The sequence below is a fragment of the Paenibacillus sp. MAH-35 genome, from assembly GCF_058135425.1.
The window spans coordinates 17,572-40,556 of sequence record NZ_JBYUPU010000041.1 but is presented as its reverse complement, the minus strand read 5'-3'; the positions used below and the strand labels follow the sequence as shown (position 1 = coordinate 40,556).

Sequence of the window (22,985 nt, the reverse complement as noted above, 5' to 3'; positions counted from 1 at the left end):
CGCCGGGCGTATGAGCATGAATGAACTCAATACGCTAGACATTATCGCCGCCGTGCTGGTAGTCGGGGCTCTTGCTCTTGGCTACCACCGCGGCTTGATCGCCCAGCTCGTTTCCATCGTCGGCCTGTTCATCGCCTATTTGGCGGCTTACTGGCTGTACGATGACTTGGCCCCGATCGTAGGACGGTTTATTCCGCTTGACAAGCTTAAGGGTTATCAAGAGTACGCGTTTCTGCTCGACAGTATCAATTGGAACGTCTACTTCAACAATGCCGTTGCCTTTGCGGTCATTTTTATAGTTGTCAAAATCGGATTTACGGTCGTCGGGCGAGTGCTGCACTGGATCGCTTCGATCCCGGGCCTCAAGAAGGTGAACAAATGGAGCGGCGCCCTGCTGGCCTTGTTCGAGGTAGTGGTGCTGTTTACAATCGCGGTGCTCATCATGAGCATCATCCCTTCGGACTCGCTGCAAAAGACTTTGTCGGAGTCCAGCGCGGCCACTTTCGTTATGGACCGGCTGCCCGAGCTTGCAGACCGGCTGCGGGAGTTGTGGAATCAAATTCCGGTGGAAAGCGTCTAGTCGCGGCAGCGATGGTGGTGTTTATGGAGGATCGTGGTGACCGCATAAGAGCTTCCAGCATCCCTTATTTAGCCCCGAGGTGCGTATTTTGGGGAAATAGAGGCGGCTGGAAGCTCTTATTTGGCTTGAAAGGCCCGGAAATGGCCGGGTAACCACACAATAAGAGCTTCACAGCATCCCTTATTTAGCCCCGAGGTGCGGATTTCGGGGAAATAGAGGTGGCTGGAAGCTCTTATTTGCCTCCGTTGCTTGGCCTAAGCTGGCTTGGTTTCAGCCTCCAGCCGCGAGTGGTAAGCCACCGGCTTCGAACAGCTTGCCGTTCGGCCCATGTTTGGGCAACGAGGCCAGCGCTAGTATATCCGGCACCACGGCCGCCGGTTCTTGGCCGGTCGCGTGCATTTCCGTGCGGATTGTACCGGGGTTGTACGTATTGGTCAAGATGCCGTGCGTGATTTCTTCTTCCGCGATCGTGCGGGTCAGCGTTTCGAGTCCGGCCTTGCTAACGCTGTACGCGACGTAGCCGCCCGCTCCGTTCTCGGCCAGGCTGGAGGTGATATTTACGATCCGCCCGTATTTGCGTTCGCGCATAAGGGGGAGGCATGCTTTGGTCATCAGGAATGCACCGGTTAAGTTAACGGATATTTGGTAGTTCCACGAATCCAACGAAGTATCAGCTACCGAGCCGAGTTCGACTACAGCAGCGTTATTGATTAATAAGTCGATGCGGCTGTAAGCGGTCCGGACAAATTCCTGCATCCGAAGAACGTCGCTCTCCGAAGCGATGTCCAGGCGAAGCGCCTGAGACCGGCCTCCGGCGGATGCGATCAGACGGGCAGTCTCTTCAAGTCTGCCGAGCCTCCGCCCGCACAAGATGACGATAGCCCCTTCCTCCGCAAATCGTAAAGCGGTTGCCCTTCCCAATCCGGAACCTGCGCCAGTCACAACTGCAACTTTCTCAGACAGTATTCCCATAATACCCACCTCTTTACTTTGTCTTTATCAAAATCATCTTAACAGAAATTTCCGGGTCCAGATAGACGTTTACGGTATAAAAATTTTTGATGAAAATGGAAACAATTGTTTAATAAATGATCGTGGGATGAAGGCCGTCCACAAGGGATAAAACCAACTAAAAGTATGAGCAGCAACAGAGCGGGTGGTAGATGGGTTGCCCAAAAGCAAGCGGAGAGGAAGTAAAGAGAAAGGGGAGGAGTTTGAGGGACGAAGAAAAAGTCGAAGGAACACAATGAAGAGCCGCAGGAACACGATATAAGGTCGAGGGGCGAAATAAAGGTCGAAGGAACGACGAGCAATAAAGTCGAAAAAGAGAGATAAAAAATCGAGGGAACTAGATACAAGTCGAATGAAGTTAGTTAAATGTCGAAGGAATGGATAAGAACAACCGGAGTAAGTCAAAAGAACGAGACAGAAAAGACGACTGAATCAAAAGAACAAGACAAGAAATCGTATGAGTTAAAAGTTGTAAGAATCGAAATAAAAAGTCGAAGGAATGCGGTGAAAAGTCGAAGAAGGTGAGATAACAAGTCGGAGAGTGCGAGCTAGGAAAAGCCGAAGGGAAGAGATAAGAGTCGAAGAATCGCGATAAGAAAAGTCGAAGAAACGAGACAAGAAGTCGAAAAAGTGAGAGAGGAATTCGAAGAAAGGGAAATGAGAAAGTCAGATGAAAGAACTTACTTAATAAGAAACCCAGGGCAAGCAAAACTAAATTCCGAGAAGAAGGAAGATACCCATTAGACAAGTACAAGTTTACCTTACGCTTTGCTTTACTCACTTTCTCACTCTCTCGCTTTAACATTTTAATACTTTAACACGTAATACACATAACCGCCACAGCGTACGACAACAAAAACACCTCCAAAACCTGACGGAATTGGAGGTGTTGGTACCACAAGCACCACAAGCGGCAATGCATCGCTTGCAGCGGTTATAAATTACTCTACAATCAGCTTAGCTTTCATAGTGCTGTGGCCGGAGCCGCAAGGCAAGCTGCAGATGATGTCGTAAGTGCCTGCTTTGTCGAACGTAACGTCTTTCGATTTGTTGGTGCCAACGTCGATATTCAAGCCGTTGATTTTGATGGCATGTGCGCCTTCTTTGCTTTCCAGCGTCACTTTCAGTGTGTCGCCTTTTTTCACTTTGTATTCTTTTTGGTCGAAGTCCCAGTTGGTTGCTACTATTTTCAAGTCGCCGGTAGCTGGTCCGGAAGCGGTGTTTACAGGCGCTTCTTCTTTTTTGCCGCAGGCGGCTACCACTGCCAGCACAGCGATTAGCGCGAGCAGGTACAAGATCGTTTTCTTCATACGGAATCCCTCCATAAGTGTAGTCCATCGGACTGTTGATCTTACGGCTTCATTATATCGAAATGGCGGGATAAAGTCAGTGACAGTCTCGTGAACCCTTAATGAAAAAGTTATGAACCTTTTTGTAAGTTTGGCTAAACCGCTTGCAAAAAAGCGGGGATTCGTTCCCGCCTGCTTCCGGCATGAGCTGTTTGGAGTCCAATTAAGGGGGTCAACCGTCTGCGTAACGTCCATCGCCTGAAAACAAAAAGCAGCGGGCATGCCAAAAGCCTGCCCGGCGGGCAGGCCGTTAGCACAGCGAAGCAGGTTAACGGGCTTCTTCCCGGTTGCCCCGTCCTGCATCGAACGGTGTTGCGATGGGGATGAACAGGTCGATGATCCCGATAACCAGCGCCGCCAAAATAGCACCGACAATCGTGACAGATACGCCGCCTACGACGAACTGGGCTAGCCAGATGACGGCTGCGCTCGCCAGAAAACCGACGATACCCCGGCCGAACGGTGTAATCCGCTTGCCGAAAATTCCTTCCACGATCCAACCCAATACCGCGATGACTAAGGCGAGGAACAAAGCGCTCCAGAAGCCCCCTACGGCAAAATTCGGTACGATCCAGCCAACGAACATAAGCACGAAGGCCGCAACGATAAATCGGACAACATGGCCAAGAAATCGCATGTACGCTTCCTCCTTTGGAATGGTTCGCATAAACGGCTCGAAGGCAGCTTGTTTTGGCAGCTGCATCCGTCCGAATGGCGGCGATATCGGTGCACCCTTTATTTTTGCCTCATCTTGTCACGCTATGTAGTCCAATTATTGGCGGCGACCGATTGCGTCCGGTGGATAAAATAGGTCTAACCGTTCGTTCAATAGCTAATCCGGAACGCTTCGGATATAATAACTAACATACAGGTTTCGCGGATGGGAAGGAGTTTGAACGGTTTTGAACCCGAAAGTACTGCATATGCTTGAATATTATAAAATTCGTACGAAATTGGCGGATCACGCCGCTACCTCGCTTGGCAAATCGCGCGCCGAGTCGGTCGAACCGAGCTCGGACTTCGAAGAAGTCAAGAGGCTGCTGAAGGCGACGGACGAAGCCGTCAAAGTAGACCGGCTAAAAGGGGGCGCTCCGTTCGGCGGAATCCGGGACGTACGGGCGGCTCTGCACCGGGCCCGGATCGGCGGGACGTTAAATCCGGCCGAGCTGCTGGACATCGCGAACACGATCGCCGGAGGCCGGAAGCTGAAACGCTTTTTGCAAACGATGGACGAGCATGAGCCGATCCCTTCTCTCGTAGAGGCGGCGGAACCGGTTAGTGAGAACCGGGCCGTCGAGGAGAAAATCAAATCGTGCATCGACGATCAGGCGGATGTTCTGGACAGCGCCAGCCCGGAGCTGTCCCGAATCCGCAGCGAGCTGCGCACGAGCGAATCGCGCGCCAGAGAAAAGCTCGAGCAGATGATCCGGACGCCGTCCATTCAGAAGATGCTCCAGGACGCATTGATCACGATGCGCGGGGACCGTTACGTCATTCCGGTCAAGCAGGAATACCGCGGCAGCTTCAGCGGCGGGATGATCCACGATCAGTCCGCGTCGGGCGCTACGCTGTTTATCGAGCCTGAGGCAGTAGTGACTTTGAATAACAAGCTGCGCGAGCTAAAGCTGAAGGAAGAGCGCGAGATCGAGAAAATATTGATCATGCTGACCGGCTTCGTCGCCGAAGCGGCGGATGAGCTGACAGTATCGGTCGAGGCGCTGGGCGAGCTCGATTTCGTATTTGCCAAGGCGGGACTGGCCCGGGAATTAAAGGCGACGCTGCCGGTGATGAACGACCGGGGCTTTCTCAAGCTCAAAAAAGGGCGTCACCCGCTGTTATCCCCCGATCACGTCGTGCCGCTGGACGTGGAGCTCGGCAACCAGTTCGCCTCGATCATCGTCACCGGCCCCAACACAGGGGGCAAGACGGTTTCCTTGAAGACGATCGGTCTGCTCAGCCTGATGGCGATGACCGGCATGTTCATTCCGGCCCAGGACGGCAGCCAGATGTGCGTCTTCGACGCGATCTACGCCGATATCGGCGACGAGCAGAGCATCGAACAAAGCCTGAGTACGTTTTCCAGTCATATGACCAATATTATATCCATTCTGAAAGGAATGACGCCGAAAAGTCTCGTTCTGCTCGATGAGCTCGGAGCGGGAACCGACCCGTCGGAAGGTTCGGCGCTGGCGATCGCCCTTCTTGAATATATTCACCGGATCGGCTGCCGGGTCGTGGCGACGACACACTACAGCGAGCTGAAGGCGTACGCCTTCGAGCGCAAAGGCGTCATTAACGCGAGCATGGAGTTCGACGTGCAGACGCTCAGTCCGACGTACCGGCTGCTCGTGGGCGTTCCTGGCCGAAGCAACGCCTTCGCGATTGCGGAACGGCTCGGACTGCCCCGCCCGATTCTCGAGATGGCACGCGGACATGTCGACGAGGACGATCGACGGGTGGAGACGATGATCGCTTCGCTCGAAGCGAACCGGGCTACGACCGAAGCCGAACGAAGCAAGGCCGAGCAGATGCGCGCCGAGGTCGAGCGTCTGCGCAACCAGCTGGAGGACGAGCGGGAGAAGTTCCGCGAACAGCGCGACAAGCTGATGGCCAGAGCCGAGGAAGAAGCGCGAGGCGCGGTAGCCAAGGCGCGCAGCGAGGCCGAGGAAGTAATCCGCGAGCTGCGGCGGCTTGCGCTGGAGGAACGCGGCGCGATCAAGGAGCACAAGCTGATCGACGCCAAGCGGCGTCTCGATCAGGCGGTACCGGAGCTGAGGGACAAACGCGCTGCGCCGAAGAACGCCCAGAAACGTGCGGAAACGATCGGCGTCGGCGACGAAGTGCGGGTCGTATCGCTTGGCCAGAAAGGTCACGTCGTCGACATGCACGGCGAGACGGAAGCGACCGTACAGCTCGGCATTTTGAAGATGAAGGTGAACAAGTCGGATCTGGAGCTGATCAAGCCGGCGCAGGATGCAAAGCCGGTGCAGCAGGTAACGGCAAGCGTCAAGCGAAGCCGGGACGAGAATATCCGGACCGAGCTCGATTTGCGCGGCAGCAATCTGGAGGAAGCGATGATCGAGACCGACCGGTTTCTGGACGAAAGCTTCCTGAACGGATTCGGCCAAGTGTATATCATTCACGGCAAAGGCACCGGTGTTCTGCGCACCGGACTTCAGGAATATTTCCGCAGGCACAAACACGTCAAAAGCTACCGGCTGGGCAATTACGGCGAAGGCGGAGCAGGCGTTACAGTAGTCGAGTTGAAATAACCGACAATGAGCGCACAAAGACGCCTCCTGCTCCCTTCTTAGGTGAGTATGGAGGCGTCTTCTGCATAAGAACATAAGACAAGCTGGCGGACCATTCTGAGACTCTAGATCGACCGGAAGTTTTCGATCCGGTGGAACGTTATATAGTTGGCGTTATGGAAGTTGTGCGCTCCGTTAATCGCCGTTCTCGAAGCGACCAGTATATCGTCCCCGTTGAACAGCCAGTCCACGTACTGGAATCCGACCTTTTTGCAGTCTTCCGGCCACCCGTTATGCTCATAATCCAAAATATCGGCCGTGATGTGCCAATGCTCCAGATCTTCGGAATGAACCAGAGTCAGGATGTTGCGTTGCGAGATGCTCGGGTTTGTTACCCGGTTAACCAAGGACCAATATTTCGACGATTGTGCATCCCAATATACGGTGAATTTCGACAAATTGCCGTGAAAGTCGATCACTTTGCCGAAAGAAAGCGAACGCTCCGGATGATCCGTATCGGCGTACAACATAATGGCGCGGCCGTAATTAGGCGTGCCCCCGTTGGTCTGGTAGCGAAGCAGGTTGACGAGCGTCCCGTCCGGTTTCACGACCGCATTGCCTTCCAGCAGTCCGGCCAGGTTGCCTCCGCCCACGGAGCCGGGCCAGTTCACATCGTATTTGAGGAACGGCATCGTCGTCCAGCTCGCGGGATCGAGCAGATCCGCGTCCGCAGGCGCCGAGATGAGACCGGAAGCGTGCGAGCCTGTCGTCCACGAGCCGTAGTCGATTGCCGTCCACAGTCTTCCCTTGTACTCGATGACCGGCATCGGCGCCTTGTGCGGCCCGCCTGCTTCCCGGCTTCCGGCCGGAATGATCACGGTCGGCTCGCTCCAGGTCGCTCCCCTGTCGTCCGAACGGCCGATCAGCAATGCTCCGTACTCCGTGCTTGTCGCCAGCATATAGAGCCGGTTCCGGTGCAGGAACAATTTCCCCCAGAAGCACGGATACAGGAAGTTAACGAACGCCCACGTCTCCCCATCGTCCTCGCTGCGGCAAATAACCGACGTATTCTGCCCTTCATTCCCCCAATAAATGTCGTGCGAAGCAAGCAGCACTCCGTCCTCCAGCCGGACGATCGAAGGGCTGGCAGGCGACCGGCCGGAAAACCCGTACGTGTAGTCCTCGGGATGAATGTAATTAACAACAATCCCCGGCACAACACCCGGACGGAACAGGCGAACCGGGCTGGACAATGCCGCAGACTTGCTGTCGCCGGCGCTGTCCGTACGGGTAACCCATACTTCGTAATCCTGGTCATTCGCCAGATCTGTAATCGTGATGCGCTTGTCCGAGGCGGACAACGGAACATGCACCGCCTCATCCTGTCCCCGCAACCGGTATGTAAGCGAATACGCGCGTCCGGAAGTGGAGCCCGAGGACGGCTCGAAGTCTTTCCAATCCACCGTCAGACGGCGGTCCCCGGGAGCGAGTCGCATAATATGGACGCTGCCATACGCCTTAGCCGACGGGTCGGCCGTTCTGTATAAATCTCTGGGGTCGGAATAATTCCAGCCTGAGTTGGCCGCATTGGTTCGATCCATGAGTACACACTCCTAATTGTTGTTTTGTTCCTTAATACAGAACAATGTTCAAAAAACATTCTTCGGATCTAGCATAATGGAAGATGCTGCCGTTAGCAATACTTTTTTATCGACAGTTAAATGTGTGAGGTCATTTACAATTAACCCCGCAAAATTCCGCAAAACCACTTTGATAAACGGGACATCTTCCTATAAGATAGAAGTAGGAATGAAACCGGTCCCGTGCTGGATAAGGCACGAACAGCTTCCCTTCCCTACTATTAGCGGATAAGAGGTAACGACGATGGCAGAAGAAATCAAAGTGAAATCTTTATATAAAGCTCTTAGAATCCTCGAGTGCTTTAACGTCCATAATCCGGAGCTCGGCATAACGGAAATCAGCGAGCAGCTCGGCCTGTACAAAAGCAATGTGCACAATATCGTCGATACGTTCGTCAAAGCGGGTTATTTGGAGCAAAATCCGGAAAACGAGAAGTATCGGCTCGGGATGAAAATTTTGGAGCTCGGCAACGTGATTTCAAGCAATATGAATATTCGCAAGCTGATGCTGCCCTACATGCAGGAATTGGCGGATTACACGAACGAGACCGTTTATTTGGGAATGCCGAGCGAAGCGGAAGTCATTTACCTGGATTCGTCTTCTCCCAAAAATCAGCTGTCCACACGGTCGATGCTTGGCGTAAAGGCTCCGCTGTACTGCACGGGGATCGGCAAAGCGATGCTGGCTTTTTTGCCGGAGATCACGGATTCGCTATGCGCCAGAGGCCTTCGTAAATATACGGATCATACGATTACAGATCAGGCGGAGCTTCAGGCCGAATTGACGGCGATCCGAAGCCGCGGCTACTCGATCGACAACATGGAGCACGAGTACGGAATCAAATGCGTAGGGATGCCGATTCTGAACAAGAAGAGACAGCTCGTTGCAGGAATTAGCGTATCCGGTCCTTCGTTGCGATTTGACGATGACAAGATTCGGGACTACGCCTTGAAGCTGGGCGAAATTGTACGGGCGATCGAAGAGAAGGTCTGAGCGGACAGGGTATACAGTAACATAAATAGGGGCGATACGGTGCCGGAAGCGGACTTTTCCTGCCGTCGGCTGTTCCGTAGCGCTCCTCCTTCAAGCCAAAAACTAAATGTTGTATTAGCGAAATCGATGTGATAAAGTGAAGCTGACTACTACTTATACGGAACTTCGTTCTTCCACTGAGAACGAAATGGTGAAATAGCAATATTTTTTTAATTAATAAAATGAACGATGTTCTGTATTGGAGAACTATTAGGAGGTGAGAAAACGGTTAACCGGGTCTGGTATGGAAGCTGACGTGTATAGAAACTGATGCGTCTGGAAATTGTTCATTTGCAGCTTAAGTGTTGCCTATAGCGAAGTAGCTTTACCTGTCCTCCGATATGTAAGCGCTACCGTCACTGTGATTTCCGAAAACAGGCAGGATACAACCTGCCATCAGGATGATAAGGATTGAATCGCGTAAGAGATACGATATCGTTTGATTCTCCCTTCCGTTTTTTCTTATACCAAAATTAGGAGATAAAGGGGACGTGACGATGCGGAATTGTACAGCGAAACTTCTGCTTGCGGGGATGGTTGCGGCAACCGGCGTATTGAGCGGGTGCGGCGGAGGACAGAAGGAAGCGGCCGGGGATATTCCGGACCCGGTAAAGGCTCCCGATCCGGTTACGTTAAAGTTTTATACGAGGACGGTACTCGACGATTATGAGAAATACATCAACCAGTATGTGAAAAAGAAGTTTCCCCATGTGACTTTGCAGGTGGTGGAGAACAAAAAGGGCAGCACGATCGAAGAGCTGATCGCCATGAACGATATTCCCGATATTATATGGGAAGGGGTTACGAATCTGCAGTCGATCCTGCCGCTTGAGATTGTGCAGGACCTCCGGCCGCTGGCGCAGAAGCACGGGCTCGACTTCGGCGTATACGATTCGAAGCTGGTGGACAGCATCAAGTCCTATTCCAAAAACGGCGAAGTGTACTATTTGCCTTATAACGTGCTGGCGTTTGCGCTCCACTATAACAAAGACATTTTCGATAAATTCGGAGTTCCCTATCCGACGAACAATATGACCTGGGACGAAGTGATCGCGCTAGGCAACAAATTGACGCGCACCGACGGCACGGTTCAATACGTCGGACTTAAGTCGCCGATCAATCTGAACCGTCTGCAGATGCAGGCTTCCCTTCCCTATGTCGACCCGAAAACGGAGCAGGCCCTTGTGACGAGCGAAGGCTGGAAAGAGCTGTTCGAGACGGCGAAACGGATGTTCCCGAACCCGCTGCCGGCGCCGATCAAATCGCTGGGCGATTCAAGGAACGAGTTTACGACGGCCAAAACGCTGGCCATGCTGCCCGATATATTGCTACTGCACAATACGGACATGGCGAAGCTGGAGAGGGAAGGGTTCAAGTGGGATTTCGTCACGTACCCGACTTTCAAGGATAAGCCGAACGTAGGCCAGGGGCTGTTCTCGGACGGATTTATTTTGACCAAGAGCAGCAAGCATCAGGATGTGGCGTTTCAAGTCATTTCCTATCTCAGCACGGACCCCGAGGTTCAGCTGGGAGCGACGAAGGATGGCAGAATCACCGGTCTGAAAAAGGAAGAGATCCGCAAGCAGGCGTTCGCCAACAATGAGCTGGCCAAAGGCAGAAACACGGCGGCGCTGCTCGGCCAATCGTATCCGGTTCCGGCCCCGTCCAGCGTATACGACCGTGATGCCGCAACCCTCGTCAACGGAAAACTGCTTGCCTTTATCAACGGAACGCTGGATGTGAATACGGCTTTGAGAGAAGCACAGGATCTGGTGACCAAAAAAATCGCGGAGAAAAAGTCGCAATAAAAAATGCCGATCGAGTAAATGGAGGCTGCGGCATCATCCCATACGGTTCAAAGAAGCCTTTCGGGCTTCTTTTTTCTGTCTGTCTGCAACGGTTCCCGCCTGGCGGCCAGCCCTCGGATAGAGACAGTTTTACAAACGCGTAAAACGATTTGCGCCGGCTCGCAGGCCGGGTCTGTATTCGGCTTCTCCGTCTTATGTTAGAATGGGAGAAGATGGAGGTGGATCATGAGTAAATTTTTCTTGTTCGCGTTGTTGTGGTGGCTTGTAGGCAATCCGTTTTTAGCGCTGATCGTCCTGCTTGTCGTCTTGTACTTCATAGACCGGAGATTCATCGGACTCTCGCCCAGCCTGACCGCGCCCTTGCGCCGCAACCGGCGGTTGTCCCGTCTGAAGCGCGAGCTGCTGCTGTCGCCGCACAATGCGACCGGCAAGCTGGAAGCGGCCCGATTGTATATAGAGAAAGGGAAATATGCGGAAGCGCTGGAGCTCCTGGAGCAGGTCAGCTCTATCTACGATTCGGCCGACGTCGTGTATGAGATCGGACTGTGCAGGCTGAAGCTGGGACAGTTGGAAGAGGGCGAGAAGCTGATTTTGCAAAGTCTGGAGTCTAATCCAAAAGTGAAGTACGGAGAACCGTACCTAAGGCTCGGCGAGGCGTTCGCTCCGGTACAACCGGATAAAGCGATCGGCTACCTCGAGCAATTCCGCGGGATGAACTCCTCTTCCAGCGAAGGGAGCTACAAGCTCGGGCGGATCTACGAGCGGCTCGGACACCGGGAGGAAGCGAAGCGGGCTTACACGGAAGCGCTTCTCGTCTATAGGGGGCTGCCCCGGTACAAGAGGCGGGCGGAACGGCGGTGGGCGTTCTTATCCAAATGGCGACAAATTTTTTGAAGAAAAACCGGTCCGTTTTGAAACTTCTTCGCGCACGCCACGTATGAAATGGGTGTAAACAACGCGTTGATTTCCAATCAAATGTAAAGATGAACCTATAAACCCTTAGGAGGAACCAAGAGATGGGAATTTTCAAAAGATTGCGCGATTTAACGATGGCTTCGATCAATGACTTGCTGGATAAAGCGGAAGATCCGGTTAAAATGCTCAACCAATTTCTCCGTGATATGGAAGAAGATATTTTGGAAGCCGAGTCTGCGGTAGCGAAGCAGATCGCAATCGAGAAAAAATTCAAGCAGCAGGCCGATGAAGCGGAAGATATGGTCAACCGCCGCACGGAGCAAGCGATGAAAGCTCTCGAGCAAGGCAACGAGGAGCTGGCCCGCAAAGCGCTGCAGGATAAGAAAGAGCATCAGACCCGCTATGACGAGATGAAGCGCCAGTACGACATCGCCAAGACGAATGCCGACCAGCTTCGCAGTCAGCTTGCCGAGATGAAAGACGAATTCAACAAAATGAAAAACAAAAAAGACCTGCTGGTAGCCCGCGCCGAAGCGGCCAAGGCGCAAAAGCAGATCAATCAGGCAATGACGGGCTTCGGCACCGACAACGCGGCCAAAGGCTTCGACCGGATGACCGAGAAAGTGCTCCAGATGGAAGCCGAGGCGGAAGCGAGCAAAGATATTCGCAGCTCCAGCCGCACGCTCGACGACGAGCTGGCTCAGCTCGACAAAACCGGCGGGGTAGACGACGAACTGGCGGCTCTGAAAGCTCAAATGGAAGCGAAGAAGCGTCAATCCTAATCCCATGCCTAAAAGAGAAGGGTTCCTTCCCTCCGCAATGGGATACAATAGAACCTGACCGATACACAAATAAAAAAACTGCGGAACCAGCGCATGCGGAATCGGCCTTCAGGGCCGGTTTCGCGTTGTTCTGCGTCTTTTTCAAATATATCGGAAAGTATGTCTTAGAAGTGGCTCCAAATCTTGATAAATGCCAGCGTCAAAGACGCCTGTAGGCGTTTATTCTTGGCCATTTCGGGGAAGGCGGTTGATTCTGATGAACGAAGAGGTGGATGTTTTGTTGTCGAATCCGTTTTTGGAAACGCTCGCTTTTTTCTCCGTCGCCGTACTGGCCTTAGTCGTGTTTTTGGCGATATTCGAATTCGTTACAAAATATAACGACTGGGAAGAAATCAAAAACGGCAACGTGTCCGTAGCGATGGCGATCGGCGGTAAAATTTTCGGGATATGCAACATATTCCGGTTTGCGATCATGAACAACGACTCGATTTTGCACTCGCTGATCTGGGCCAGCATCGGTTTTGTGCTGCTGCTCGTAGCGTATTTTATTTTCGAGTTTCTGACCCCCGTGTTTAAAATTGACGCGGAAATCCAGAAGGATAACCGGGCCGTCGGCCTTCTAGCGATGATTATTTCCATCTCGATGTCTTACGTAATCGGCGCAAGCGTGGTGTGATTATGAAATATTTATGGGGAACGTTACTGGCGCTGTCGCTTGCGTTTCTGGCCGTAGGCGTTTATTATTTCGTTAAATACGCCTGATGGGGGAATGGTCATGAGCGACAATCCCGCCGCGGTATGTCCGTGGTGCCAGACGGAGATCGTCTGGGATGAAGAGATCGGTCCGGAGGAGACTTGTCCGCACTGTTTCAACGAGATAAACGATTACCGGAGTCTGCATGTCAAGCTGGACGGCGACGATCTCGAGCTTCTCTCGGATTCCGACGATGAGGAATTAACGGAGCTGAACGCCTATGAGCTGTCGGTCAAGAAACGTTTGGAGCAGCAGGACGACGGGATGGAATGCCTGCGTTGCCATGACGAGATGGTGGTGGCCGGCGAGATGAAAGTAGGCGAAGGGCAGTTTGTGCCAGTACAGCCATCCGGCGAAGCGCCCGCTTTTCTGAAGCCTCCGTTTAAGCTGAATATGTTCGTATGTCCGTCCTGCTTTCAAGTATCCTACTCGTTGTCCGATGAGGACCGGGTCCGGCTCGTTAATTCGTGGTCGAAAGGATCGTAAGGCCGCGAGGCGCCCGCTTCTTTGGAAGCGGGTTTTTTGTTTGGTCCGGTGCGGTTGCAGGCTTGCCGTCCATTCCTCACGGAGCGCGGATAGCGGCAACAGGCTAATTTTTTTCCCGCTTTGGGGAACGTTATAAGAAGCCGCAGACGCCTGGCGTTATATTCAAGCGGGACAAGCAGAGGCAGGAGACTGACGATGCTCGTTCCGCTTGCAGGTGGCAATTTGAGCATATAGGTGAGGCACATGCAGCTAGATCGACAGCGTACCGGGGAGATGGCCGTAACGGGCGGCGAAGCGGGAGGGGTCGGTCCCTTCGGGACAAAATCGAAGGAAAAGCAGAATAGGTACTTCCGGGACCGGGACCGGGATCGGGATCAAGGCCGGGATACGGATAACGATTTGAGCCGCCCCGCCGGCGGCAGTTCGAACCAATCGTCGCAGGCGTTCGATTCTCAAACGTGGCTGCTGCTAATCGTCAATACGTTGTTCGGAGCAGCCAATGCGTTGTCGGGCACGTTCGTTAACGTTTATTTATGGAAAGCCAAAAATGATTTTGCCCTGATCGGCTGGTTCGCTTTTTTTCACCAGGTATCGATGGCGCTGACGTTTTGGCTCGCAGGCAAATGGGTGAAGGAAGGAAATAAGATGAACAGTCTGCGGCTTGGCGTAGCCGTTGCCGCTCTTTTTTATATGATCGTGCTGCTGCTTCAGCAGCAGGCTGTCGAATACGTATGGCTGCTGGGTCTCGTGCAGGGGATGTCTTCGGGGTTTTTCTGGCTGGCGTTTAATGTTGTATACTTTGAGGTTACATCAGCCGACAACCGGGACCGGTTCAACGGGTGGGCGGGTCTGCTCGGCTCCTCGATCGGCATGGTCGCTCCCTGGATATCGGGCTGGCTCATTACGAGACTTCCCGGAACGAACGGCTACCGGCTCATCTTTGCGATATCGCTGGCCGTCTTCGTCATAGGTGTGGTCGTCAGCTTTTTTCTCAAAAAACGGAAGGTGGCCGGAACGTACGAATGGGCGCATGGGTATCACACGCTGAAAGACCCTGAGAGCCCGTGGAGAACGGTGTTTGCCGCTTTAATCGCTCAGGGGGTGCGAGAGGGCGTATTCGCCTTTTTGATCGGCTTAATGATCTACATCGCCACCAGCAACGAGATGCAGATTGGCAACTTCTCGCTGATTACGTCCGCGGTGGCGCTCGTCAGCTTTTACGTGGTCGGCAAATGGCTGAAGCCTCCGCACCGCAAAGGGGGAATGCTGATCGGGGTCGTGTTTATGATCGCCGTCATTTTGCCTTTTTTCTGGCAGGTGAGCTTTACGACGCTGCTGCTGTTCGGGATCGGAACGTCGCTGTTCATCCCGCTGTATACGATTCCGATGACTTCCTCCGTATTCGATATTATCGGCCGGGACCGCGACAGCTCCGAGCACCGGGTCGAATATGTCGTCTTGCGGGAGCTTGGGCTGAACGTGGGACGAATAGCCGGGACACTCGTCTTTATCCTGGTCGTCTCCTGGACGACGGCTCCTCAGGCGATCAATTGGCTGCTGCTCGGAATCGGCAGTTCGCCGTTGGTAGCATGGCTGCTCATGCGCAATAAGCTTGTCGTCCGTTCAAATCAGTAAATCCCGATAACGATACCATGAATTATATGATATAATAGACGTACATCAGAAATGGGAGGCACGTACGTCACATGAAACCGAAGATGGTGCAGAGCGTAACGGAGCTGATCGGCCAGACGCCGGCAGTCCGGATCAACCGGCTTGTAGGAGAAAACGACGCGGAAGTGTATGTCAAACTTGAGTACTTCAATCCGAGCGGCAGCGTCAAGGACCGGGCCGCGTATAATCTGATCGCGCAAGCGGAGAAGGACGGCAGGCTGAAGCCCGGCGCGACGATCATCGAGCCTACGAGCGGCAATACGGGGATCGGGCTGGCGATGAACGCCGCGGCCAAAGGGTACCGCGCCATCCTGATCATGCCTGACAATATGACGAAGGAACGGATCAACATCCTGAAGGCGTATGGGGCGGAGGTCGTCCTGACGCCGGCGGCCGAGCGGATGCCGGGTGCGATCCGCAAAGCGAAGGAGCTGCACGAGCAAATCCCGAACAGCTTTATCCCGCAGCAGTTCGAAAATCCGGCCAACCCGGATATTCACCGGGTAACGACGGCTTTGGAAATTATCGAGCAGACGGAAGGCAGGCTCGACGCATTCGTCGCTACATCGGGAACGGGCGGGACGATTACCGGAACCGGGGAAGTGCTTCGCGAGCATATTCCGGGCATCCGGATTTATGTGGTGGAGCCCAAAGGCTCGCCGGTGTTGTCCGGAGGGCAGCCGGGACCGCACAAGCTGGTCGGGACGAGCCCCGGATTTATTCCGCAAATCCTGAATACGGACGTCTACGACGAGATCGTGCAGGTAGCCGATGAAGACGCGCTCCGTACGACGAGGGAGCTGGCGGCGCGCGAAGGGATCCTGGTAGGGCCTTCGGCCGGAGCTTCGGTATGGACCGCGCTTCAGGTGGCCCGGAAGCTGGGTAAAGGCAAGCGGGTGTTGTGTATTGCTCCGGATACCGGAGAGCGGTATTTGAGTATGGATATTTTTTGATGTGGTCGAACGACTGCCGTCATGCGACGGATAAGAGTGGTTTGCACCCTTTATTTTGTCCGAAACTGGCTTGGACGGGGAAATAAGAGCGGTTTGGGACTACTAAAATCGGCAATCCGCGTGAGCCGAACCGGAAAGCTGTTTATGGGCCGCATCGGAAGTTATGTTGCGGACACGAATAAGGGCGGGCGGCTGGAGCGAAGGTACCCATTCCCCCCTCGCGCACCCTAGAAGAACGAAGCGAAGACCGGTAGGACTCGGGTGTCCGTAACTGCCGGTCTTTTTTGTGGTTCAGGGATCGTTTACGGTTAAAAAGGAGAGGGACACATGCCGCTCGAGTGACATATTCGCACCGCGAGCGCGCTGCCGACCTCTCCAAATCCCCGAAAGTAAAGACGAAGTGGAGCCGGACAGCTTCACCCAAATTCATTTTGGTCCGGTCTGCTGACGTCTATCTGTGGTATGATGGAGAAAATCGATCCTATCACAGCGAAACGAAGGTGTCTAGAAATGAGCACGGAAACCGAGCGTCAGCGGCAAGGGCAGCCAGCGGCGGCGCACGGGGCGGAGGCTGAATCGGCCGTAGCTGCGGATACGGATTCGGCAAGCCGGCCCGATGCGCCGGAGACGCCCGGCGGCTTGCCGGATGCGGATGCGGGAGCGGAAGCGGAGAAGGCGACGGACGCCAGTCCGCGCAAGGCGGACGGATTTCTCGTCGACCCGGACGATCCGAAGGCAGTGCGTCAGTCGATCTTCCGGCTGGCCGGTCCGTCGCTGGTCGAGATGCTGCTGACGAACTTTACCCAGATGCTGAGTATGATTATGGTCGGGAGGTTAAGTCCCGAAGCGGTGGCTACGGTTGGCTTGACCAACCAGCCCTTTTTTCTTTTGCTGGCGTTATTTATGACATTAAACGTAGGGACGACGGTCATCGTAGCCCGCTCGATCGGGGCGGGCAAGGTGGAGGAGGCGAACCGGGCGGCGGGTCAGGCGTTTTTGCTGAATATCGTCCTGTCGGTGATCACAATCGCCTTCAGTTATATGTTCGCGGGGGAACTGCTCCGGATGATGGGGGGCTCCGAGGAAGTGGTCGAGCATGGCTTGACCTATGCGAAGATCGTATTTCTCTCCATCGGCTTTACGACGATCTCGATGTCGCTGACCGCTACGCTGCGCGGGGCGGGGGATACGCGGACACCTATGAAAATCAACGTGTTTGCGAACATACTGGTCGTTCTGATCGGGTTTCCGCTAATTTACGGGCTGGGGAGCTTTGCCGGTCTGGGCATTACCGGAGCGGGGATCGCCACGATCACCTCGCAGTTCGTCTCGATGGTCTGGGTGACGGGCGTTATGTTCAGCGGCAAGTATAAGGTGCGGCTGTCGCTTCGCCATCTGTTCCGGCTCGATAAGGAGATGATTGTCCGCATATGCAAAATCGGCCTGCCTTCCGCGCTGGAACAGATCATTATGCGGCTGGGCATGCTGATTTTCGTCAAGGTGGCGGCGAGTCTCGGGACGATGGCGGTGGCGGCGACCCAGATCGCCTTCAGCATATTCGGCCTGACGTTCATGCCGGGCATGGCGTTCTCGATCGCAGCTTCCACCTTGGTCGGCCAGGCGCTCGGCGCGAGCCTTCCGGATCTGGCGGAGCGGTACGGCTGGCAGGTGCGCAAGATCGGCATGTACGTCGCCGGAGGGATCGGAGTCGGGTTTATCCTCTTCGCTCCGCAAATTATGCTGCTGTATACGACGGAGCCGGAGATTATCGAGAAGGGCGCGCTGGCGATCCGGATCATGGGCTTTATGCAGGTGTCCCAGGCGACGCAGTTCATCCTCGGCGGCGCCCTTCGCGGGGCGGGAGATACGAGGTACCCGCTGTATTCGACGTTTATCGGCGTCTGGGGCTTCCGGGTGGCGCTCAGCCTGCTGTTCGTGTACGGCTTCAAGATGGATCTGTACGGCATCTGGCTTGCCGCGGCAGCGGACCAGTTCGTGCGTTCCGTGCTGATCTTCCGGCGCTTCAAGAAGGGAGCCTGGAAGACGGTTCGGGTGTGACGGGGATTGGTGCGGGAGCTGGCGATACAGGAGAAGAAGCAAGGCTAAGCAAAGCATAGCTAGGCTAAGCTAGGCTAGGCAAAGCAAGACTAAGAAAAGCAAGGCTAAGCTAAGGCAGTCCAAGAGCGTGGTGGCTCTCGGCTGCCTTTTGTGTTGGGAAGTGCGTTTCCGCGTCGTATCGTGCTAGGCGCACCTAACACACGGTAATTCTGGTGCACGGCGAGTGCGGCGTTGCAAGAAGCCGGCTTCCGGTTGCCCGTTCGGATTATTCCTTTGTCTTGTCTCTCGACTTCCATGGGCTTAGCGGAAGAGTTACTTCCTTTATTTGTCTCGTACACCGGTTTAGGCAGGCAAACCGGAAGAAATACTTCCGTTATTTTCAAGAAACTAGACGAATGAAGCTTCATTTGTAACAATAACGGAAACCATCCTTCCGCTAAAGCTCGTTTTAGCGTCCACAGTTCCAATAACGGAAATAAAACTTCCTTTATTCGCGCGATCCGCAGTAACCACGGTAACAAATGGATATTGGGAGGGACTTCCTTCATGATTTTCTAAACGATATAAACCGTTTACGCAATGAAATAGTTAGTTTCACTAAGGGACAAGCTTGAACGCGCGATAATTTGTTCTGATGTAGTTGTAGCCCGAATACACAGTTAGGATTAACGCGGCGTACAAAAGAAGCTGATCGACCGGAATGTCCGTGATAAAGCCGAACGGATAATTATTCAGTAAAATGGCGGTAATGGCTGCGACCTGAAGCACCATCTTGATCTTTCCGTAGCGGTCGGCTTGCAGAATCAGCTTGTTAGCCGAAGCGGCAATCCGGACAGCAGTTATAGCCATTTCCCGCGCAAGGATAGCTAGGGCGATCCAGGGTTCTACCAGCCCTTGGCTGACCATCAGGATCAGCGCGGCAGAGATGAGCAGTTTGTCGGCCAGAGGGTCCAGCAGCTTCCCGAGCTTCGTAGTCTGGTTGTACGTTCTGGCTACATAGCCGTCTATTTTATCCGTTGCCGCTGCCAATAAGAAGATCGCGGCCGCATAGTACAGACCGTAAGAGTCGATATGCTGCAAGAGGGCGGATTTGTTGACAAGCCAGGCCGGGTATGCAGGGAAAAGCAAGCAGAAGACCGGGATTAGTCCGATTCTGGCTAATGTGATTTTATTGGCTGCATTCATAAACGGTCTAGGGCCTCCTTCCAGATATACCAACTTTCTTAATACAAACGCTGCGCATAACCTTCCCGCAGCCGCTCCTCGATTTGTTCGGCGGTAACTCCCGGAAGCTTGGCGTGGTCGGCGAGGATTTTGGAGGCGGACGGCAGCAGCCCGGACCAGGATTCCGGTTCCCACAGCCGGGACCGCTTCATCGCTTTGGCACAATGCAGGAAGCATTCCTCCGCTTCTACCGCGATACCTAACAGCGGCCGTTTTCCGTTTACGGCCATCGGCTCGAGCAGGTCCTCGTCCCGTATGATGCAGGCGCGTCCGTTAATCCGCAGCGTTTCTCCCATTCCGGGAATAAAAAAGATCAACCCTACCCGGGGATTCGACAGCAAGTTGCGCATGGAGTCGATTCGGCGGTTGCCCGGCCTCTCCGGTATGATCAGCCGTTGATCGTCAACCACTTGAACGAAGCCGGGGGCGTCGCCGCGCGGTGATACGTCGCAGCAGCCGGAGGCGTCTGAGGTCGAGAGGACCAGAAAGGGAGAGCGGCTAATAAAATCCCGGCAATGGGAGTCGATGCTGGCGATCACTTTGCGGTCGACGAGCTCGCTGGGGAAGCCGATGATCGAGCGAAGCTCCTCTTCGCTGGATACGATACGGGTATAGTTCACGGGATGCACCTCTTTCTTTTTTAAGGCAAAGCTTATAGTTTTAAGCGAAGCCGCACCTCTCTGCTCCTAAAAACCTGCCACTTACGCCAACCTTTACTGAATCTGACCAGCTAACGCAGGGAGATCCAAAACCGTTTGACCATATTCCCGTTTTCCTCGACATGTTCGGATTCGAATACTCCGCCGTTTTTGAGAATCGTCCTTTCCGAACCGGCGTTATCCCGATCGCACACGACGAGGGCTTGGTCCACTCCGAGCTCTTTCGTTTTTGAGCAGAGCCAGCGATAGGAGAGCCGTGGCGTACCCTTTTCTCCTCTGGGAAGGGCGTATGCCATACCCGATGTGACCTCCACTCCGCAGAAGCTTCGGGTTCAGCCGATGCCGGATATTGACCGCTCCGACGAGCTCCTGCGCCTCATTCAGCAGCCAGTAGGTCGAATGGGGAACCCAGCCCTCCTCGGTCAGCTTCTCCTCGGAATCTTGGGAGTACAGAAATTCGAGCATCGCTGCAAAATCCGATGGATCTTTCTCGACCACCCACGGGACGATGTCTTCTCCGCTCCGGACCCAATCCTCGTAAAACTCGATATAACGCTTCTCGTATTCGGCAGCTGGCTTTACCAGCGTAACGGTTGGCTGCATGGAATCACCTCTTCTTGAAATTTGATCCATACTAGCACCCCAGAGCCGATTATTCAATAGTTGTTTGCTTTGAACGCCGCAACCAGACCCACCTTCCCCACGAAAAATCCACCTTTTCCCAGTATGAACCGACACATACAAGTTTGCAACAGCCGCGTCCGTCATCAATGCTTGTTTATTGCGCTCGAATGTTTATCTGAAAGGGATCGGAGGCCGTCCGCGCCGACTGTCATCTGTTACGATTTCGTGCAATCGTTACGATGATCCCGGCATCTGCACGGAATCATGAAAGGTGTGAATAGCCGGTTCCCCCCGGCCCGATTACGATGAGAGCGTAACTTCCAATTCATCGCAAATGAAGGAGGGGCTCACATGGAGAACGACAGAAAGGAAGGAATTCCGTCTTCGCCGGCATACACCGGTTCTGGAGATAAGGAGCGATCGGTAAGCCGGAGGGCCGTACTCGCCGCGCTCGGCGCAGCCGGCGTATCGCTGACCGCTCATGCGGTGCTGGGGGGGAACCGCACCTACGCAGAGAACGCGCAGGTTAGCGGCCACGTCTACGGCGGAGGCGGGCATGGCCCCGGCGGCAACGGGCACGCCGGACATAAGGGACATGTGGACTGGCACAACGTTTGCGAATACGGGGCGAAAGGCGACGGGCTGACGGACGATGCCGATGCGTTCCAGCAGCTCTTGAACCGGGCTGTGGCGGATGGCGCCGCTGTACTGTACATCCCGCGCGGCACGTACAAGCTGGGCCGGATGCTCCGCATTTACCGCAATACGAGCCTGATCGTTCATCCGGGCGCCGTTCTGCTGCGCTGCCACAACGACAGCTTCTTGCTGAACGGCGACGGCGGAGCCCAGTATGACGGGTACGAAGGGCACGGGAACATCTCGATTGAAGGCGGGATATGGGACGGCAACATTTTGCAGTATCCCGACGCCTACAACGGGTTCAACTTCGGACATGCCCGCGGTATAACGGTCCGGGACGTGACGATCAAGGACGTCGTATGGGCTCATGCGATCGAAATCAATGCGAGCCGCGACGTGCTGATCGAGCATTGCCGGTTCCTCGGCTTCAGAAACGCCGAAGACGGATCGCGTTATTTCTCCGAAGCGATTCAGATCGACGTGCCAACCCCGCTCAGCTTTGGAGGCTTCGGCAAGCATGACGGCACGCCGTGTCGGAACATTACGGTGCGGGGCTGTTATTTCGGAGCGAGCGGCACCCCTGGAACGACCGCCTGGGCGGGGGGAGTAGGGACGCATGGAGCGATTCATGATGTATGGTCCGGCAATATCAAAATTCTGGAGAATACGTTCGAAGGCTTGTCCTACTGGGCGATCCGGCTGTTCAAGTGGAACGATTGCCTGGTTGACGGCAACACGATTCTGAACTGCGGAGGCGGGATTACGGTCAGTACGCCTTCCCCGAACAGTGAATCGACCAAGGACAAGAACGGCGTTCAACGGGGCACCCCTCAAGCCGGGCGGGGCATCCGGATCGTGAACAACACGGTTTCCGGCGCGGAGGCGTACGGCGGGATCGTATGCTACGGGCACGAGCAGGCCCGGGTCGAGGAAGTTTCCATCGTTCATAACACGGTGCGCGACGCAGGGGTGAACAAGCACGGGATCGCGACTTCGTGGTGCCGCTTTGTCCGCATCGAGGGGAATATCGTGAATAACGCACGCCGGGGCATCCATCTCGAGAATACGGCGGATGCCCAGGTGGAAGGCAACCGGGTCGGGAACATCACGGTGAACGGCATCGAATCGGCGAAGTGCCGGAACGTAACGATAGTCGGCAACGACGTGTCCGTCTGCGGGTATTACGGGATATCGCTAAGCGAGACGTCCCGGTTCGGCATCCGCCGCAATACGATCGAAGCGGCCGGCCGACTCGAGCATAACCGATACGACGGGATTATCGTCAGCACAGCGAATTCCGACGGGGCGGTCGTGGAGAACCGGGTCCGGCAGGCCGATAGCGGCAATCAGACTCGGTACGGGCTGCAAATCGTCGCGACCAGCCAGCACATCGAGACGTCCGGCAACCGTCTGGAAGGCGTATCGGGAGCGTATCGGAACAGCTCGCCGACTTCAGGCGACATGCTTCTACTGTATTCGCCGACAGGCGACAGCTACAAAGTGACGGTCGACGCTTCGGGCGTCTTAACGGCAACTTTACAATAA

General features: G+C 54.5%; 18 protein-coding genes and 1 pseudogene. 12 read left to right on the top strand and 7 right to left on the bottom strand.

What is annotated here, in order from left to right; all coding sequences use genetic code 11:
• The first annotated feature begins 10 nt into the window (after nucleotides 1-10).
• Nucleotides 11-580 carry a CvpA family protein gene (locus AC3Y2E_RS28300; protein ID WP_379216481.1) on the top strand — a complete coding sequence of 190 codons (570 nt, stop codon included), beginning with the start codon at nucleotides 11-13 and terminating at the stop codon, nucleotides 578-580.
• A gap of 270 nt (nucleotides 581-850) precedes the next feature.
• Here AC3Y2E_RS28300 and AC3Y2E_RS28295 read toward each other — a convergent pair whose 3' ends face one another.
• The 3 genes from AC3Y2E_RS28295 to AC3Y2E_RS28285 form a co-directional block, all read right to left on the bottom strand.
• Nucleotides 851-1,552, bottom strand: coding sequence for an SDR family NAD(P)-dependent oxidoreductase (locus AC3Y2E_RS28295; RefSeq protein ID WP_379216479.1), 702 nt, complete (start codon nucleotides 1,550-1,552; stop codon nucleotides 851-853).
• A 980-nt stretch (nucleotides 1,553-2,532) separates the two neighbouring features.
• Complete coding sequence (locus AC3Y2E_RS28290) at nucleotides 2,533-2,901, bottom strand: cupredoxin domain-containing protein (protein WP_332071202.1); 369 nt, start codon at nucleotides 2,899-2,901, stop codon at nucleotides 2,533-2,535.
• A gap of 307 nt (nucleotides 2,902-3,208) precedes the next feature.
• On the bottom strand, nucleotides 3,209-3,577 hold the full coding sequence (locus AC3Y2E_RS28285; RefSeq protein ID WP_379216476.1) for a phage holin family protein: 369 nt from the start codon (nucleotides 3,575-3,577) through the stop codon (nucleotides 3,209-3,211).
• Nucleotides 3,578-3,842: 265 nt separating this feature from the next.
• Here AC3Y2E_RS28285 and AC3Y2E_RS28280 point away from each other — a divergent pair, with 265 nt between their 5' ends.
• Nucleotides 3,843-6,212: an endonuclease MutS2 gene (locus tag AC3Y2E_RS28280; RefSeq protein ID WP_379216474.1), complete on the top strand. Its 2,370-nt coding sequence runs from the start codon at nucleotides 3,843-3,845 to the stop codon at nucleotides 6,210-6,212.
• Nucleotides 6,213-6,316: 104 nt separating this feature from the next.
• Here AC3Y2E_RS28280 and AC3Y2E_RS28275 read toward each other — a convergent pair whose 3' ends face one another.
• The gene (locus AC3Y2E_RS28275; RefSeq protein WP_379216472.1) at nucleotides 6,317-7,792 is read right to left on the bottom strand and encodes a hypothetical protein; all 1,476 of its coding nucleotides are present in this window, start codon (nucleotides 7,790-7,792) and stop codon (nucleotides 6,317-6,319) included.
• Between the two features lie 283 nt (nucleotides 7,793-8,075).
• Between AC3Y2E_RS28275 and AC3Y2E_RS28270 the strand changes: the two genes are divergently transcribed.
• The 9 genes from AC3Y2E_RS28270 (at nucleotide 8,076) to AC3Y2E_RS28230 (ending at nucleotide 18,294) form a co-directional block, all read left to right on the top strand.
• Nucleotides 8,076-8,825: an IclR family transcriptional regulator gene (locus AC3Y2E_RS28270; protein WP_379216470.1), complete on the top strand. Its 750-nt coding sequence runs from the start codon at nucleotides 8,076-8,078 to the stop codon at nucleotides 8,823-8,825.
• A 536-nt stretch (nucleotides 8,826-9,361) separates the two neighbouring features.
• Nucleotides 9,362-10,672, top strand: a complete 1,311-nt coding sequence (locus tag AC3Y2E_RS28265; protein WP_379216468.1) for an ABC transporter substrate-binding protein — start codon at nucleotides 9,362-9,364, stop codon at nucleotides 10,670-10,672.
• Nucleotides 10,673-10,897: 225 nt separating this feature from the next.
• The gene (locus AC3Y2E_RS28260) at nucleotides 10,898-11,566 is read left to right on the top strand and encodes a tetratricopeptide repeat protein (protein ID WP_379216465.1); all 669 of its coding nucleotides are present in this window, start codon (nucleotides 10,898-10,900) and stop codon (nucleotides 11,564-11,566) included.
• 122 nt (nucleotides 11,567-11,688) lie between these two features.
• Nucleotides 11,689-12,369 carry a PspA/IM30 family protein gene (locus AC3Y2E_RS28255; protein WP_332071209.1) on the top strand — a complete coding sequence of 227 codons (681 nt, stop codon included), beginning with the start codon at nucleotides 11,689-11,691 and terminating at the stop codon, nucleotides 12,367-12,369.
• 256 nt (nucleotides 12,370-12,625) lie between these two features.
• On the top strand, nucleotides 12,626-13,045 hold the full coding sequence (locus AC3Y2E_RS28250) for a DUF350 domain-containing protein (protein WP_379216463.1): 420 nt from the start codon (nucleotides 12,626-12,628) through the stop codon (nucleotides 13,043-13,045).
• A gap of 99 nt (nucleotides 13,046-13,144) precedes the next feature.
• Nucleotides 13,145-13,609, top strand: coding sequence for a hypothetical protein (locus AC3Y2E_RS28245; protein ID WP_332071211.1), 465 nt, complete (start codon nucleotides 13,145-13,147; stop codon nucleotides 13,607-13,609).
• Between the two features lie 243 nt (nucleotides 13,610-13,852).
• The gene (locus AC3Y2E_RS28240) at nucleotides 13,853-15,244 is read left to right on the top strand and encodes an MFS transporter (protein ID WP_379216460.1); all 1,392 of its coding nucleotides are present in this window, start codon (nucleotides 13,853-13,855) and stop codon (nucleotides 15,242-15,244) included.
• Between the two features lie 71 nt (nucleotides 15,245-15,315).
• Nucleotides 15,316-16,236: a cysteine synthase A gene (gene cysK / locus AC3Y2E_RS28235; RefSeq protein ID WP_379216458.1), complete on the top strand. Its 921-nt coding sequence runs from the start codon at nucleotides 15,316-15,318 to the stop codon at nucleotides 16,234-16,236.
• Between the two features lie 510 nt (nucleotides 16,237-16,746).
• On the top strand, nucleotides 16,747-18,294 hold the full coding sequence (locus AC3Y2E_RS28230; protein ID WP_379216456.1) for an MATE family efflux transporter: 1,548 nt from the start codon (nucleotides 16,747-16,749) through the stop codon (nucleotides 18,292-18,294).
• 597 nt (nucleotides 18,295-18,891) lie between these two features.
• On the opposite strand, the gene pgsA is transcribed toward AC3Y2E_RS28230, so the two are convergent.
• From pgsA to AC3Y2E_RS28215, 3 genes and pseudogenes are all read right to left on the bottom strand, one after another.
• Entirely contained in the window at nucleotides 18,892-19,479 is a 588-nt protein-coding gene (pgsA, locus tag AC3Y2E_RS28225; RefSeq protein WP_190929155.1) for a CDP-diacylglycerol--glycerol-3-phosphate 3-phosphatidyltransferase, read from the bottom strand.
• Between the two features lie 38 nt (nucleotides 19,480-19,517).
• A complete protein-coding gene (locus AC3Y2E_RS28220; protein ID WP_379216454.1) occupies nucleotides 19,518-20,138 on the bottom strand; it encodes a pyridoxamine 5'-phosphate oxidase family protein in 621 nt (206 codons plus the stop codon).
• A gap of 110 nt (nucleotides 20,139-20,248) precedes the next feature.
• Nucleotides 20,249-20,780 (bottom strand): annotated as a pseudogene (locus tag AC3Y2E_RS28215) (GNAT family N-acetyltransferase).
• 372 nt (nucleotides 20,781-21,152) lie between these two features.
• Here AC3Y2E_RS28215 and AC3Y2E_RS28210 point away from each other — a divergent pair.
• Nucleotides 21,153-22,985 carry a NosD domain-containing protein gene (locus AC3Y2E_RS28210; RefSeq protein ID WP_379216451.1) on the top strand — a complete coding sequence of 611 codons (1,833 nt, stop codon included), beginning with the start codon at nucleotides 21,153-21,155 and terminating at the stop codon, nucleotides 22,983-22,985.

Bases quoted from the DNA above. Each gene is read 5' to 3' on its own strand.
- AC3Y2E_RS28300 (WP_379216481.1), top strand. From the start codon at position 11: ATGAGCATGAATGAACTCAATACGCTAGACATTATCGCCGCCGTGCTG.
- AC3Y2E_RS28295 (WP_379216479.1), bottom strand. From the start codon at position 1,552: ATGGGAATACTGTCTGAGAAAGTTGCAGTTGTGACTGGCGCAGGTTCC.
- AC3Y2E_RS28290 (WP_332071202.1), bottom strand. From the start codon at position 2,901: ATGAAGAAAACGATCTTGTACCTGCTCGCGCTAATCGCTGTGCTGGCA.
- AC3Y2E_RS28285 (WP_379216476.1), bottom strand. From the start codon at position 3,577: ATGCGATTTCTTGGCCATGTTGTCCGATTTATCGTTGCGGCCTTCGTG.
- AC3Y2E_RS28275 (WP_379216472.1), bottom strand. From the start codon at position 7,792: ATGGATCGAACCAATGCGGCCAACTCAGGCTGGAATTATTCCGACCCC.
- AC3Y2E_RS28270 (WP_379216470.1), top strand. From the start codon at position 8,076: ATGGCAGAAGAAATCAAAGTGAAATCTTTATATAAAGCTCTTAGAATC.
- AC3Y2E_RS28265 (WP_379216468.1), top strand. From the start codon at position 9,362: ATGCGGAATTGTACAGCGAAACTTCTGCTTGCGGGGATGGTTGCGGCA.
- AC3Y2E_RS28260 (WP_379216465.1), top strand. From the start codon at position 10,898: ATGAGTAAATTTTTCTTGTTCGCGTTGTTGTGGTGGCTTGTAGGCAAT.
- AC3Y2E_RS28255 (WP_332071209.1), top strand. From the start codon at position 11,689: ATGGGAATTTTCAAAAGATTGCGCGATTTAACGATGGCTTCGATCAAT.
- AC3Y2E_RS28250 (WP_379216463.1), top strand. From the start codon at position 12,626: ATGAACGAAGAGGTGGATGTTTTGTTGTCGAATCCGTTTTTGGAAACG.
- AC3Y2E_RS28245 (WP_332071211.1), top strand. From the start codon at position 13,145: ATGAGCGACAATCCCGCCGCGGTATGTCCGTGGTGCCAGACGGAGATC.
- AC3Y2E_RS28240 (WP_379216460.1), top strand. From the start codon at position 13,853: ATGCAGCTAGATCGACAGCGTACCGGGGAGATGGCCGTAACGGGCGGC.
- cysK (WP_379216458.1), top strand. From the start codon at position 15,316: ATGAAACCGAAGATGGTGCAGAGCGTAACGGAGCTGATCGGCCAGACG.
- AC3Y2E_RS28230 (WP_379216456.1), top strand. From the start codon at position 16,747: ATGAGCACGGAAACCGAGCGTCAGCGGCAAGGGCAGCCAGCGGCGGCG.
- pgsA (WP_190929155.1), bottom strand. From the start codon at position 19,479: ATGAATGCAGCCAATAAAATCACATTAGCCAGAATCGGACTAATCCCG.
- AC3Y2E_RS28210 (WP_379216451.1), top strand. From the start codon at position 21,153: ATGGAGAACGACAGAAAGGAAGGAATTCCGTCTTCGCCGGCATACACC.